16 protein-coding genes are annotated in these 14,341 nt (G+C 47.0%); 7 read left to right on the plus strand and 9 right to left on the minus strand.

The genetic code is table 11. The annotated features are described in order from the left end of the window. Positions 1–84: 84 nt before the first annotated feature. The 3 genes from HP401_RS12790 to HP401_RS12800 all read right to left on the minus strand — a co-directional run bounded on the left by HP401_RS12790 (position 85) and on the right by HP401_RS12800 (position 1,967). Positions 85–450 carry a glyoxalase superfamily protein gene (locus HP401_RS12790; protein ID WP_015892180.1) on the minus strand — a complete coding sequence of 122 codons (366 nt, stop codon included), beginning with the start codon at positions 448–450 and terminating at the stop codon, positions 85–87. Continuing rightward, a complete protein-coding gene (locus HP401_RS12795) occupies positions 447–911 on the minus strand; it encodes a DinB family protein (protein WP_173605260.1) in 465 nt (154 codons plus the stop codon). The genes HP401_RS12790 and HP401_RS12795 overlap by 4 nt, the downstream gene beginning before the upstream one ends. A gap of 147 nt (positions 912–1,058) precedes the next feature. After that, complete coding sequence (locus tag HP401_RS12800) at positions 1,059–1,967, minus strand: EamA family transporter (protein WP_173605261.1); 909 nt, start codon at positions 1,965–1,967, stop codon at positions 1,059–1,061. 286 nt (positions 1,968–2,253) lie between these two features. Between HP401_RS12800 and rarD the strand changes: the two genes are divergently transcribed. After that, entirely contained in the window at positions 2,254–3,162 is a 909-nt protein-coding gene (gene rarD, locus HP401_RS12805; protein WP_173605262.1) for an EamA family transporter RarD, read from the plus strand. A gap of 71 nt (positions 3,163–3,233) precedes the next feature. Here the strand turns inward: rarD and pdxK are convergent, their stop codons facing one another. Together pdxK and HP401_RS12815 are read right to left on the minus strand one after the other, a co-directional pair. Then, positions 3,234–4,061 (minus strand): pyridoxine/pyridoxal/pyridoxamine kinase, encoded by an 828-nt coding sequence (gene pdxK, locus HP401_RS12810; RefSeq protein WP_087348129.1) that lies wholly within the window; start codon positions 4,059–4,061, stop codon positions 3,234–3,236. Positions 4,062–4,231: 170 nt separating this feature from the next. After that, the gene (locus HP401_RS12815) at positions 4,232–4,405 is read right to left on the minus strand and encodes a hypothetical protein (RefSeq protein WP_007723176.1); all 174 of its coding nucleotides are present in this window, start codon (positions 4,403–4,405) and stop codon (positions 4,232–4,234) included. Positions 4,406–4,624: 219 nt separating this feature from the next. On the opposite strand from HP401_RS12815, the gene HP401_RS12820 reads away from it, so the two are divergent. Genes HP401_RS12820 through HP401_RS12830 form a run of 3 tightly spaced genes read left to right on the plus strand, consistent with a single transcriptional unit; the run spans position 4,625 to position 8,353 of the window. After that, positions 4,625–5,326 carry an ABC transporter ATP-binding protein gene (locus HP401_RS12820; RefSeq protein WP_015892175.1) on the plus strand — a complete coding sequence of 234 codons (702 nt, stop codon included), beginning with the start codon at positions 4,625–4,627 and terminating at the stop codon, positions 5,324–5,326. Positions 5,327–5,350: 24 nt separating this feature from the next. Further along, complete coding sequence (locus HP401_RS12825) at positions 5,351–6,811, plus strand: ABC transporter permease (RefSeq protein WP_142496410.1); 1,461 nt, start codon at positions 5,351–5,353, stop codon at positions 6,809–6,811. Positions 6,812–6,835: 24 nt separating this feature from the next. Next, on the plus strand, positions 6,836–8,353 hold the full coding sequence (locus HP401_RS12830; RefSeq protein ID WP_173605263.1) for an HlyD family secretion protein: 1,518 nt from the start codon (positions 6,836–6,838) through the stop codon (positions 8,351–8,353). A gap of 90 nt (positions 8,354–8,443) precedes the next feature. On the opposite strand, the gene HP401_RS12835 is transcribed toward HP401_RS12830, so the two are convergent. Both HP401_RS12835 and HP401_RS12840 read right to left on the minus strand, forming a co-directional pair. Further along, positions 8,444–9,118, minus strand: a complete 675-nt coding sequence (locus HP401_RS12835) for a hypothetical protein (RefSeq protein ID WP_173605264.1) — start codon at positions 9,116–9,118, stop codon at positions 8,444–8,446. Further along, complete coding sequence (locus tag HP401_RS12840; RefSeq protein WP_173605265.1) at positions 9,115–9,915, minus strand: methyltransferase domain-containing protein; 801 nt, start codon at positions 9,913–9,915, stop codon at positions 9,115–9,117. The genes HP401_RS12835 and HP401_RS12840 overlap by 4 nt, the downstream gene beginning before the upstream one ends. Before the next feature lie 191 nt (positions 9,916–10,106). Here HP401_RS12840 and HP401_RS12845 point away from each other — a divergent pair, with 191 nt between their 5' ends. The 3 genes from HP401_RS12845 to HP401_RS12855 all read left to right on the plus strand — a co-directional run bounded on the left by HP401_RS12845 (position 10,107) and on the right by HP401_RS12855 (position 13,272). Next, positions 10,107–12,155: a hypothetical protein gene (locus HP401_RS12845; RefSeq protein WP_173605266.1), complete on the plus strand. Its 2,049-nt coding sequence runs from the start codon at positions 10,107–10,109 to the stop codon at positions 12,153–12,155. A gap of 63 nt (positions 12,156–12,218) precedes the next feature. Then, complete coding sequence (locus HP401_RS12850; protein WP_254457074.1) at positions 12,219–12,413, plus strand: hypothetical protein; 195 nt, start codon at positions 12,219–12,221, stop codon at positions 12,411–12,413. 13 nt (positions 12,414–12,426) lie between these two features. Beyond that, positions 12,427–13,272 (plus strand): EcsC family protein, encoded by an 846-nt coding sequence (locus HP401_RS12855; protein WP_173605268.1) that lies wholly within the window; start codon positions 12,427–12,429, stop codon positions 13,270–13,272. On the opposite strand, the gene HP401_RS12860 is transcribed toward HP401_RS12855, so the two are convergent. Together HP401_RS12860 and HP401_RS12865 are read right to left on the minus strand one after the other, a co-directional pair. Beyond that, a complete protein-coding gene (locus HP401_RS12860) occupies positions 13,247–13,795 on the minus strand; it encodes a GNAT family N-acetyltransferase (RefSeq protein ID WP_142496416.1) in 549 nt (182 codons plus the stop codon). The two genes, HP401_RS12855 and HP401_RS12860, sit on opposite strands and share 26 nt — an antisense overlap. A 68-nt stretch (positions 13,796–13,863) precedes the next feature. Beyond that, positions 13,864–14,304, minus strand: coding sequence for a flavodoxin (locus HP401_RS12865; protein WP_007723194.1), 441 nt, complete (start codon positions 14,302–14,304; stop codon positions 13,864–13,866). Between the last annotated feature and the right edge of the window lie 37 nt (positions 14,305–14,341).

Raw genomic sequence — 14,341 nt, forward strand, 5'->3', positions numbered from 1 at the left:
CTATTTATGTTCAAAATGTAAAAATGAAATAGCCCAGCGGTGGCTCCTGTAAAGGAACTCCGGCTGGGCTTTCTTTGTATTTGTTTACGAGTGATCAGGCTGATAAAAGTGAAGGCGATTGCCAAAAGGATCGGTCACGCTCACTTCACGCGTTCCCCACGGCGTCTCCTCTAAACCAGGACGAGCATACTTGTACTCTTGGCGCAACAGGGACTGATGAAAAAGCTCAATGTCCTCTACCTGTACGCGAATCGCTGAGCCAGGACAAGCATCCCCGTGATGCTCAGACAGATGAAGTGTGCACGACGGAGAGGAAATTTGCATGTATAAAGGAAAATGATCCTCGTAACGATGCTCCCAATCAATTTGAAAACCTAGAAAATCCACGTAAAACTCTCTTGCCTTCTCAACATCAAACATACGAAAAATCGGCGTGATAATCTGATTCATTTGCCTAGACACCTCCGGATTGTATGGAGGGAGGCGAGGTGCATCCCTTCGTGAAAAATCGTTCGGACAAGCACTTGTGCAATCGTATGCATGCCAGATTCCGTTGCGGGAAACTCTTCTTCTAATCGATCCTTGTAAGAGGCTTGTATCTTCTGAGGTTGTTCTTGTAATAAGGAGACGAGCACGGCGAGTTTCGGTGGCTGCGCATCCCAATCAGCTGGCTTTGTCCCGAAGTTAAACCATTCGTTGAAGCCAGAGGGGATTGGGAGCGGTTCTTTTGTAAGGTGAGCGATCCATAAATACTGATCGAGATAGATATGCCCCAGATTCCACAAGATATTGTTGGAGAAACCATCGGGAATGATGTTCACATCTTCCTCCGTCAAGCCATCAATTGCTTTTAATGTCTCCTGTCGATAATCCTCTAGCTGCTGGAATAACACTTTATGCCGTTTTTCCATATCCTTTCCCCCTAGAGTGGCAGTCTTTGTAAATAAATTCGAGTCAAAGATTCTACCTTCCTTCTATAAGAAGAGGGAGCATCGTCAAAAAAGCGTGCAGAGCCAATTCGTCTGCACGCTTTTGTATGCTGCTTATAAGAAACGGCGCTACATTCTTTCCTGCTCGAGGGCGTGAGAATGGGAGAATAGTTTCCGCCATTTTACTTGCGGTACGCAGATGGCAGCAAGGATCATGAATACGCCACCCCATTGAGGGAGAGAGACAGTCTCTTTAAGTACGAAGCTCGACAAGAGCACGACGGTGGGCAGCTCGACTGCACTTAAAATGGTAGCCAGTCCATTACCGATCCGTGGCACACCAACAGCCAAACAGAAGATGGGAATGACCGAACCGAAGATCGCAACCAAAAGACCGAGCGGCAGCAAACCTTGCAGAAGCTGACCATTTACCAGGAAAGTTGGTGGATAAACGATCGAGAGCATCAGGGCAGCCATACTAATCGAAATCGCGCTTCGCAAGTAGGGGTCCATTCCTGGAAGAATTCGCCCGCTAAAGAAAATAACCAAGGCAAAGGTCGCGCCCGACATCAGACCGAAGATCAGTCCGACCATGTCTACACTCTGAATTCCGCTTTCGCTAAGTCCACTTGCAAGAACGGTCCCTGCTCCAAGCATAGCCAGAGAAACCCATTTTTCAGCGGTCGGCCATTTGCGATCCACAATCGCCTCCAGCAAAACGCCGATCCAGGTAAACTGAAAGAGAAGAACGATGGCGAGCGAAGCCGAAACCCTGCTAACAGCCTGATGGTAAAAAAGACTGGTTGAGGCCATCATGAGGCTGGCTGGTGCCAAAAGCAACAAATACTTGAACGAAAACCGTTGCTTGGAGAAAAAGATGGCCATGACCGTCATGATCAATCCGCCAAAAATCAATTGGCTTCCACTCATTTCAAACGGCGTAAAGCCGAGTTGAAAAGCATGCTTCATGAAGATCGAGAGGACACCGTAGCTGCACGCACCGAGTAAAACTAAAAAGATAGATCGCCAGTATGTCATAAGTAAAAGTTCCTTTCGTATGACTAAACTCGGAAGAATAATGACTATTGTACTACAGGTCTAAAAGTGGTACAATAAAATTTTTGTCCATACTTCACTGTGCTACTAAGGTAATTAGATAGCTACATGCATTGGTAATATGGTAACGGATGAAAGTGTAGGGGACACCTTCTTTTACGTGAGAATACATAGCTGTTTTTTCGTATTTCCGTTACACTACTTCATAGAGAAGAAGTTTAAAAGTCGTCTATAGAGAAAGAGAAGGCGAAACACATGGAGGAGCAGGATGAGACAGGGGATTATTTATGCAATTGTGGCGTATTTGGCTTGGGGGTTACTCCCGCTCTATTGGAAGCTGTTTCAGGCAATGGGGGCATGGGAGATACTCGCTCATCGAATCGTCTGGTCGGTTATTTTTGTCGCAATCATTATTCAGGTAACGAAACGCTGGCGCAGTATGTGGGGAGCGGTTACTGGTTTTAAAATGTTCGGAGCATTAGCGATATGTTCACTGCTAATCAGCGCAAACTGGCTTATTTTTATCTGGGCAGTGAATAACAATCATGTCATGCAAACGAGTCTTGGTTACTATATGAATCCTCTCATCACTGTACTGCTTGGAGTCCTTTTCTTAAAAGAAAAAATGCATGCTGGGCAATGGTTCGCGCTTATACTCGCGGCTTTCGGAGTCCTGTTCATCACCTTCCAGTACGGTGAGATTCCATGGGTCTCTTTATCACTTGCTCTGACCTTTGCTTTTTACAGCTTGGCGAAAAAACTCGTCCGGTTGGAGGCGATGGTCGGACTGGCGTGGGAGACGCTGTTTGTGGCCCCTATTGCTTTCGGTTATTTGTTGATGCTACAGGTTAATGGGACGGAGACGATGACATCCTTAGCGTGGTGGCAACTTTTGTTGCTGACACTGGCGGGGGTAGCTACTGCCATGCCGCTCTACTGGTTCGCCCAAGCAGCGACTAGACTCCCACTTTCCGTTGTGGGCTTCATTCAATACTTGGCGCCTACGATATCGCTTTTATCAGCTGTTTTCTTGTTCGGTGAGCCTTTCACGCAAACACATTTCATCAGCTTTGGATTCATCTGGTCTGCGCTCATCGTATTTACAGTGTCTTCTGTACGCATAAAACGAAAAGCTTCCCCAATCAATCCCGAGGTTGCTATCAAAAAACAAGCGTAACCATAAGAAAACTCCTGGCCCGCCGAGAAAGACTCGGAGCTGGTCAGGAGTTTTTGCTTACCAAGATGTGATTAGCAAATCGCTTCGCCGTGCTTTTTCATGCGGTACGCGCCGTGATTAGTAGGTCCCACATATTGATTGAGCGCAAACGAGTGGCGAATCGCTTCGGTAATAAATTCTTTGGCAACAGCTACTGCGTTGTGTACAGAGCTTCCTTTTGCCAATTCAGCACAGATTGCAGCTGAGAACGTGCAGCCGGCACCATGAGTAAAGCTCGTCTCAAAGCGCTCTGATTCCATTACCTCGATCGTTTTCCCGTCATAGAAAACATCTACGGCATTTCCGCTTTGAAGCTTGCTGCCACCTTTTACCACGACATAAGAGGTGCCGAAGTCGTGGATGCGCTTCGCCGCTTCCTTCATGTCATCGACACTTTTCAGCGCACCCATTTGGCTAAGAATACCAGCCTCGAACAGGTTAGGAGTCGCAACTGTTGCATGCGGGAGCAAGACTTCGCGCAGGCTGACTGCAATTTCTGGATGGAGAGCTTCATCTGCACCCTTACAGATCATCACAGGGTCAACGACAACATTTTTCAATTCGTATTGTTTTATTTTACGGGTAGCGAGGTCAACCAATTCAGTGGTTCCGAGCATCCCTGTTTTTACAGCATCTACGCCAATTCCTGCGAGTACGGTTTCGATTTGTTTTTCTAGGATCGCAACATCGATCGGAAACACTTCGTGAAACCATTCGTTATGTGGATCTTGGGCTACGATAACGGTGAGGGCGGTCATCCCGAAAACACCAAGCTCCTGAAACGTTTTGAGGTCTGCTTGCTGACCAGCTCCGCCGCTGGTGTCGGAACCTGCAATGGTGAGTGCTTTCTTCATGGTCATTGTGATTATCTCCCTTTGTATACCGCTGCACAATCGAAGCGGATCTATACTGTCATGCGCTGTAATGCCTCTCTCTCTATTAAAGAGGAAGAAATCGGTGCTGTCAATAATATCCCCAAAATATAAAAACCGCCTCCCTTAGAGGGAAAGCGGTTTATGTATGTGTGCATTTATGCTTGAGAAGCAGCGTGGTGAAAAGAGAAGCTGATGGTAGTGGACATGGACTTGGAACGCTTGGTTGCAAGCTGTTTGGCTTGTTTTGCTGCCTCAAACATACTGGGTGCCTTGATGATTTCAACCCATCTGCGTGTTGCTGTTTCAAATAAAAAGCGATAGATAGTCATCTTTTTCGACCTCCATGGTTTGTTGACATCTACATTGTAATACGTAACAGGCTGCAAGAGGTTACACAGCTGTTACATATTTTTGAAGAAAACATGGTTATTCTGTAAATCGTAAAATGTTTGCGAAAGAAGCGTTACGTTTTGCGAAATGTTACGTCTTTAGTATGTGATGTTTACGAAAGCTTCCATTTTTAGAGAACGAATGAGGTGCGACAAACGATGGTCAATTCAACAGGAGAGCTGACGGTGACAGGGGTCAATCACAGCTACGGAACGGGAAAAATCAAAGTGCCCGTGCTGTACGATATCAACCTTCATATCAACCAGGGAGAATTCGTAGCTCTGTGCGGCTCGTCGGGGTCAGGGAAGTCTACGCTCTTGAATTTGCTTGCAGGTTTGACCAAGCCGGAGGAAGGGAGTGTCATGGTTAGCGGAGCAGAGATTTCCAGCTACAACGAAAACGAACTATGCATGTTTCGCCGGAAAAGCATGGGCTTCATCTTCCAGTCATACAATCTGCTCCCAAATCTGACAGCGTTGGAAAACGTAGAACTTCCCTTGATTTTTGCAGGCGAAAGCAAGAAAAAACGTCGGGCAAAAGCAACGGAAATCCTACACCGCGTAGGGTTGGAAGGTCGTATCGACCACAGACCCAATGAGCTTAGTGGTGGACAGCAGCAGCGTGTCAGTATTGCAAGAGCGCTCGTCAATCAGCCTGGCATCATCTTGGCGGATGAGCCGACGGGGAACCTGGACTCGAAGACAGAACAAGAGATTCTCCTTTTAATGAGAGAAATGAACAAGGAAAATGGGACTACATTCATCATCGTTACCCATGAGCAGGAAGTCGCGGAACAGTCCGACCGCGTTATTTATCTCCAAGACGGACGGGTTGTACAAAAAAGGACAAGACCAGCGTAGGCGAGGGTATGAGGTGAACAAACAGTGAAGGTAATGGATTCTTTTCGCATCGTCTGGAGGAATCTGTGGCGAATGAAGCTACGGACAGCCCTCACGTCGGTTGGTGTCATGATCGGGACGGCTGCAATCGTCGCGATGATGGCGCTTAGTTTAGGGCTTAAGGAAAGTGCGGTAAAAAGCTTGGAGAACTTCGGGAACTTGACAGAAATGGACGTCGATGCATTGCGCTGGTACGAGGAAAATGGCGAGTGGATTGATGTCCCAGAGGATAAGGTCAGGAAGCTGAATATGCAAGCGGTGCAGGATTTAAAAAAGATTCCTGGTATTCAGGCAGTTATGCCGATAAAAGAATTACGAGAGCAAGCGAAATTAAAGGTAGGTAGACGAGAAGGTTACGTACAGCTAATTGGGGTGGATGTGAACGAGTCGGCTGCCTATCGCAAAAATGACATTGAAAAAGGAAGCTATCTGACAGGGGCGCCACAAGAAATAGTGGTTGCTTTCGATGTATCCAGAGAATTGCGTGACATAGAAAAGGAAAAGCGCGAGGAACGGCGAAGAAAAGCCGGAGCTGGACGGCATGAAATGTCCCAGATGCCACCTCCTGATATAGGTGGCGGAGATGCACTGACCTTCAATCTCGTAGACAGAGCAGGGACTCTCATCTTGTCACGCGAATATCGCATCGACGATGAACCGAAATACGAGAAAAAAGAACTGCGTGTGAAGGTTGTCGGTCAATTGAAAAAGTCAGAAGAACGTAACTCCTCAGCCGCGGTTTATGTACCGATTAACGTAGTGAAAGAGCTGAACGAGTGGGTCACGCGCAGTCGAGGTGACGAAGTCGAAGAGGGAGCATCGCGCAGATCACGCGATAAAGCCAAAAAGGATACCTTTGAATTTGACAGAATTACAGTCAAAGTAGAATCTCGTGAAAAAGTCGAGAGTGTAGTCAAAGCGTTGAAGGAAAATGGCTTTGAAGTATATTCGCCTGCACGTGAGCTGGAAACCATCAATAACTTCTTCTTCGTGATTCAGATGGTCCTCGGAGGAATTGCAGCAATCTCCTTGCTTGTCGCAACTATTGGAATCGTCAATACGATGATCATGTCGATTTTAGAGCGAACCAAAGAGATTGGCATCATGAAAGTAATCGGAGCCACTGTGTTGAATATTCGTTGGCTGTTCTTAATGGAGTCAGGCTTTATTGGCTTAATTGGTGGACTAGCTGGTCTTGGCATGGCGTGGGGAGCGGTTGAGCTCGTGAATTACTTCGGAGCGTCTGGCGGTCTTTTGGATAGTCTGAACATGGGCTATGGCGGTGGAGGAGATCCTGAGGCTGAGCCGGCAAAGCTAGCGGTCATTCCAAGCTGGCTGGCACTCTTTGCGATTGGCTTCTCCTTTGTTATTGGGGTGTTGGCGGGAATCTTCCCGGCAATCCGCGCATCTCGTTTAAGTGCACTGCAAGCGATTCGATCTGAATAAGTGATGAAATGTGGGGAACGTAAGATGAACAAGAAAAAATGGATCATTATCGCCACGGTCGTGGCCGTTCTTGGAGGAGGAAGCTATTACGGCTATTCGTACTTCAAGGGCGAAGAGGTTACAGAAGAAAAGCCAGAAGAAAAACCGAACTTCCCGACAGCGCTCGTGGAACGTGGTGAGGTCAAGAAGACGATCAACTCAGCAGGTACAGTGGAAGCGAAGGCGCGTGAGGAAGTCAAGCCAGAGCTCAATGGCAAGGTGCAACGTGTGCTAGTCAAGGAAGGTCAGTCTGTGAAAAAAGGTGATGTCTTGTTCACGATAGACAGCTCGGATGCACAGCTGGAAATTCAAAAGCTAGAGCTGGAAATTTTAAAAGCGAAAAAAGAACTAAGTGAAATTAAACAGAAAAAAGACAAGATCACGGCTACCAAGGAAGGGAAAGTCATCGAAGTCTCAGTGGAAGAAGGGCAAGATGTCAGACCAGAAACGGTAGTCGCCAAACTTGCTAATACCGACTATTTGAAAATTATTGGGCAATTTACCTCCTATGAGTCTGAACGATTCAATGTAGGTACAAAAGTGAAGGTATTCATCCCGACTTCCATGTATTTTGTGGATGGTGTTGTCACGGAGGTGGATAGAATAGGTGAAAAAGTAGAAGGTGCTGGCGGAATTCACAATGTCGAGGTATTGGTCAAGAAGCCTGGGGCCATTTATGTTGGGGACAAGGGTGAGGTACAATTCACGGATGATAAGGGACTCTTATATGTAAGCCGAAATCAGAAAGAATTCCAGCTGCCAGATGAAATGGAGATATTGGCTGGTACTTACGGGAAAATCGGCAAGATCGACGTGAAAAAGGACGATGTCATCAAAGTAGGGCAACAACTGTTCAAGATGGATATGGAAGCGTCCGGTATGGAGCTGATGGAAAAAGAACTAGCGCTAAAAGGGTCCTTATTGAACATGGAGCAGAAAAAGCGTGAAATTGCGAAGAACCAAGTAACAGCGCCAATTAGCGGTGTCATCACCAAGCTAGGTGTAAAAGAAGGCGAAGCGCCAGGGTCAGAGCCTGCGGCCATTATTATGGACACAACTTCTGTTTACTTTATGGCAGCCGTTGGAGAGCTTGATATTCCCGCGATTAAGATCGGACAAAATGTCGATGTTTACGTGTATGCATTTGGTACAGAGCCGTTTAAAGGTAAAGTCATAGAGCTCCCGAAAGAAGGGAAAAAAGAAGACAAGGAAGTTCGTTTCGCGGTAAAAGTGGAACTACTAGACAAGGCTGAATTTAAGCATGGGATGACGGGAGATAACGATATTATCGTCGCTCAAGCACAGAATGTCCTGCGCTTGCCAAGCAATGCGGTTGAGATTCTGGGGCCAGGTCAGGGTACCGTAATGGTGAAAGATCCGAGCACGGGAGACCCGATGCCGAAAGACGTACAAATCGGGATTGAAGGTTATGATTTTATTGAAATTAAAGGCGGCTTGAATGAGGGAGAAGAGGTTCTGGTGACCAACGCCGAAGGCATGTAAAAGCCAATTGAATTCGTTTATAGCGACAGCCCCGTTGCCACTGGCCAAAAACCTAAGGAAACGGGGCTGTTTTTTACACGCTTACGATTTTCAACGATTGAAAAGTAATGGTAACGTTGCGGACACTTTCGACGTCAAACTATGTAAAGGATGGGAAATCTTACAGCCGTTTTCCTTTGCAAACTGATCAGCAACAGGTGCCATGGAGAGCTGTGCCACTGCAATTGGTTGATCTGGAAACGTTTGGCGGAGCTGATACAAGGCGTCTTTTACTGCTTCTCTGTACGCTTCTTGCTTGTTTTCCATGAGCAGGGCAAAAGCATTTTCGACGAGAGATACTTGTACCTCTGGATGAAGGTTGTGGGAATGGGCGAGCTTCACGAGACGCTCCATCGTAGGTTGGACAGTAGCGGGATTGGAGAACAGCAGAACTTGTGGCTCAGGATGACGGGCAAGCTCATGAAAAAATGGTCCATCGATCGTGAAGAGTGGGACAGTGACAGTTGCTTCAACCTCGGGTGTTACCAGTGCGGCATACTGCGTGCAAGTGATCACGATTGCATCGACCGCGCAGCTCTGCATCCAGTTTAGCTGCTCACGTAATTTGGCTTGTGCTTGTTCCGTGGTATGGACTGGAATTCCCGCGTTTTGCAGGAGTAAACCTGGATCAACAAAATGAATGAGCTCTACGTCAAAGGCTGCGAACGCATCTGATAAAAGGGAAATATTCGAATAATGTCCATGGAGACAGGCAATCCTGGTCATTTTACAGCTCCTCCTTGTAGAGTATCCTTCTCTGATTTCTTATGGGCAAGGACGCGAATACGCTTGTAATCGAGCACCCAGTGTCCCTCTTGAAACAGAGCAGGACGCAGTATGTCAGTGACTTCCCTACATACTTGCTGGATATCATCTGAGGACAGTCCAGCAAAAAAAGGACTGCAAAAAGAATTCAGCCAATTCGAAAGCCCCAAGTCCCCATCAGCCATGACTGTCGGACGGTCAAAATGGGAGGCAAATACGACATGGAAGCCTTGCTTCTCCAAAAGGGTCGTGTACTCTCCAATGCTTGGAAAATACCAAGGTGAGCGCTCATCAGCAGATATTCCTCTTCGTGCTAAAGCAGTCCGTAATGCATTTGTGATTTGTCCGCAATTGCCGTGCCCTCCAAATTCGGCAACAAAGCGTCCACCGGGAGCAAGAGCCAACCAAATGGTTTCAACGACTTCTGCAGGGCGTTTCATCCAGTGGAGTGCGGCATTGGAAAAGACAGCGTTGTAACTGACATCTGTACGATACGTATGCGCATCGGCTACTTCAAAAGCAAACGGCGGATATTTTTTCCGAGCAGCCTCAATCATGGTTGCAGAAAAGTCGATTCCTGTCACATATGCTCCTGCAAGCGATAGTTCGGCACACAGGTCGCCTGTTCCACAGCCTAAGTCAAGAATGCTTTCTCCAGGAGCCGGCTGTAGCCAGTCCACTAACCCTTTGCCGTATTCAGAAACGAAATTCATTTTGGCGTCGTACAGTCCGGCATTCCATTGATTGGTTTGTACCATCTGAATCCCCTCCTTTTCATCCATTTTTACCGACTAGGGAGATATAAGTCAAATCTATATAAATTATAAACCGGATAGTATTTAACTATATCTAGCGCGTGAAAAAGCTTTATGATCGTAAAGGATATTTCGCTGTTTTTGTCGAATGATCACAGTTGAAAATTGTAAGGAAGAAAGTAGGAGGACAATTCGTGAAAAAATGGGTTGTAAAAACACTTCTAGTGTGTTTGGCAACGGGCACTCTTTTGTCAGGTGTGTCAGTACCGCCAGCCATGGGGGCCGGGGCAACAGCATCCATGAAAAAAAACAGCCAAGTATCTAAGCCACTCCGGCAGCAGCCTGTTCACGATATGGTTATCTTTAACGATTATCAGGTTGCAGGACTGGATTCAAATGGTTGGAACTGGGTGAAGAATGATGAGTTTATTCTTCCTCCCGAGACACCACTTGATATTGACGTGATACAGACTACTTATGGAACTGGCACCAACATCAATCGGAAGCAAGTTTTATTGGATGGCGTAGAGTTACCGGAGTATCAAGCCGAAAATACCTCGTCACAAACTACTTTTAAATGGCAAGTACCTCGGTTTACCATTCCAGCACAAAAGCTGTCTGCTGGATCGCATACCTTGACCTTTGTTGTGACAGATGCCAAAGGGAAGAGCAGCACAGTGCATGTGCGATTTCTGGTAGAGGCCATAAATTACCCGAGCATATTTAACGGGGAAAAGGCAGAGGGAGAACCAGTACCAAGTGGCGGGCAAACGGCGATTTTTGGAATGATGGGTTCACACGACTTTACCAGTTCTGTACGGGGCACGTGGAAATTAACAAATAAGTCCACGAGTACAGAGATGAGGTCTGTTCAAGAAACAATATTTTCGACGGGGACATTGTTGACGGGGCAGTATGAGCTCCTCTTTGTTCCAGATGATACAACCATGTCACCTTGGATGACAACGATTCAAGTAGGCGTTGCAGAGCTGTACATGGGAACGGATGCAAGCGGTCAAAAGCTGACGCAAGATCAGAAAATAACAGCTCCAGCAGCACCAGGGAAGGTTCCATTGTATTCGCCAATCCCAGGAAGATGGTCGGTGAACGGGACAGGACAAACCTTGACAGACGCGCAACATTTTGAGGTGGACATTCCTGAGAGATTGGCTGGAATCACAATCGCTGTCACGTTTGAGCCTGTTTCGGGGCAAAAAGAGAAATCGTCTTTGTGGGGCGATACTTCGGCGACAACGGTTCAAATAGAAATACCAGGTGCACCAAATGCCTGCGGCCCTGCTGGTGGAAATGTCACGATGGATGTGTTGATGAAGCAAAACGAAAAATCAACACCGACGGTAGAAAAGATGAACCTGTATTCCTCTGATAATACAGTCAAGCTGTATCAGAATCCTGTTCATGTGATCTGGCTGACCACTGCTGCCGAGCACATTGAAAAGGGAAGTGAAGCGGATGATGATGAGGGGCCGGGTGTATGGGCGATCGATAACGTCATTGCCGATGAGAGCAAATTGAATTGGGATCACACGGGATTGCTGTTGTCCGGCTACAAGCCAGGTCGCTACAAAGTCAACTACTATAGTAAAAGAGACCCAGCGCAAGTCTGGTGCGGCTATGTTCAAGTGATAGAAGATTCGCCTCCAATCAAGTCGTATCCGGCATGTGAGCAAGGGGATACAGGTGTGAGTCCGCCAAGTTCGCCAAGTTCGCCACTTCTTCTTCGAAGCGAGAGCGGCAAGGAATACCGGGACGGACAAAAGATTACCGTGAATGCAGGCGATGATCTCGAAATGGAAGACCTAAGGCTGATCGCTACTCATGCTGAGCTAGTCGGATCCAAAAAGATTAGGGATAAGAGCGAAAAGAAGTCCTACTATATGCCGAAATTTGAATGGAAACATGGCGAGATCGGTATTGGTGCCAACCGGAAGCACAGTAATGGTACCATTTCCTCAGAAAATCGGATCGAGATCTTTTTCGGGGAAGAAGAGATCGCCAGCATCAAGCCCAGCAAAGGTGATGGCGACGATAGCGAGGGACTTGAATCACTGAATTTGAACAGGTATATCGATACGGATAAGCCTGGGGAATACAAGATCAAGGTAACGAATACGCTCAGCAATAAGACCTGCACGGTTATCAACTCCAAAAGAAAGTACACGAAGAAAAATGATGTAAATGAGCGTAATGAAACATTGACGCTTACAATTGAAGTGAAATAGTAGATAGGAAAACCCCCTTGCATTTTGGCATGGGGGTTTTCGACTACAAGGGGAGGAAGTTCTGTGACAAATGAACAGAAGGTAATCTTGGAAAAGTTCGGCTTTCGGATCGAAGGAGAGCAAGTGAAACATTTGAAGCTGGGGATCGTAAGAAATATAAAAGAATTCGTCTGCCACCCCACGCCAGAAGAGTTGCAGGACTATATCAAGTCCATCTTGCGCAACCAATGTCAGTGGAAGCGAGGAGAATCTGAGTGAGCAGGCAGGGAGGTTGTTGGGGTTGAAAGAGTCTAGCGAGACATTGGTTACGGCCTTACGCGAAGTGGAGGACTGGGAGAAGGACCAGAACGACTTGTGGTTCTGGGAAAAGCTTGGCAGACTTCCTTTTGTTCTCTTGGATCGGATTACGCCTGCATTTGTTCAGGAGAAGCTGGGAAAAGCCGTAGATGAAATGGCAGCCTTTCTCGAGACAGGTGGGACTTATTTGGTGCAGGATGAATCGATATACAAGCGGTTTGACAAACGGTTAGAGGCTTCTGTAATTGGCAAAGAGGAGATTGCTGCTGTACCGCTTACAATCATGAATGATGTCGCAATGGAGCTGAAGGATTCACGTGCGAATTTTGCCACAGTACAAGGTGCGACGACTGGCTTCGGGGGGATATTTACCCTTGCGATCGATATCCCGCTATTGATGGGAACATCCCTAAAAGTATTACAAGAGATGGCGCTTGCCTATGGCTATCGACCGGAAGAGAAGAGGGAGCGGCTGTTTGTCGTCAAATGCTTACAATTTGCTTCATCAGACATCGTAGGGAAAAAAGCGATACTCGCTGAGCTCTCCCGCTTTGATGAACCAAGTGCGCAGAGAGAGGTAATGGCACAATTGCAGGGATGGCGTGAAGTCGTGGTTACGTACACAGAAAACTTCGGGTGGAAAAAGTTATTTCAAATGGTGCCTATTGCGGGTATTTTGTTCGGAGCGTATTTAAATCGCTCAACCGTAAAGGATGTCGCCGAAGCGGGGATGATGCTGTACCGCAAACGGCGCATCCTGGAGCGGCTGCGCGAGATTGAAAAGAGCATGGAGCTTACACAGACCACTCCTCAGCAGTAAGAGCGTAGATGAGATGGTCCTCCCATACACCGTTAATTTGCAAATAGCGTAGCGATAGCCCTTCCTGGCGAAACCGGTTTTTTTCCAAGACACGAATGGAAGCTTGGTTGCGAGGCATGACAGCCGCTTGTACCCTGTGTAGCCCAACATCCGTTAGAGCAAAGCGAAGGGCAAGATTTACAGCTAGTGTTGTATAGCCTTTGCCATTGCAGGCCTGATCCATGAAGTAGCCAATCGTCGCATTTTGCCATGCGCCGCGTGCGACATTCGACAACGCTACACGTCCAATCATCTTTTCAGATTCCCGGGAGAATACACCAAAAGCATAGGCAGTACCACGTTCAAAATCATTCTGTGCTTGCGAAATCTGTTCTTGCTGTGCTGGAAGGGTCAGAAATGAAGCGGGGCGGATCGGTTCAAATGGTTGGAGAAATTCATGATTACGCAGCCGAAGCTCTAGGAGCTCGGCTGCGTCTTGTTGATGGAGAGGCCGTAACAGAATCTCGTCTGTATGTAGTGACATGAGATCAATCCTCCTTAAAAAGTTGGATTGATAGTATAGCATGTGCCAAAGTATTTGGGAAACATCGATTAGCCGAGCAATTCAGCAAACGATACCCCGAATGCTTTGCAAGTTTCCACTTCTTTTGCTGTAGGAGAAAGCTCGATTTTCAAACCTTCCAGAGGAGTTTCAGCGCCACGCTCACTCGCCTTTTTCAGCAAAATATCAACAGCGGCACCGACATGCTCGTAAGCGGAATCGCAAGAGCCAAAAGCAACAACCTTTTTCCCACTAAGGTCAATATCGTCCATTTCCTCATAAAAATCCAGGCATTCATCTGGGAGTTCGCCATCGCCCCATGTGTAGGCACCAAGCAAGATTCCGTCGTAAGCCTCGAGTTCTTTTGCATTCGCGTCCATTACTTCTTTTATCTCCAGCTCAGCACCAGTTGAACGAATACCTTCTGCAATTGCTTCAGCAATTTCCTGTGTATTCCCTGTCATGCTCGCGTATACCATCAAAATGCTCATAAAACGTAAAACCTCCAATTAGATAATGAGTATCATT

It is taken from the genome of Brevibacillus sp. HB2.2, assembly GCF_013284275.1.
Taxonomy (GTDB): Bacteria; Bacillota; Bacilli; order Brevibacillales; family Brevibacillaceae; genus Brevibacillus; species Brevibacillus brevis_D.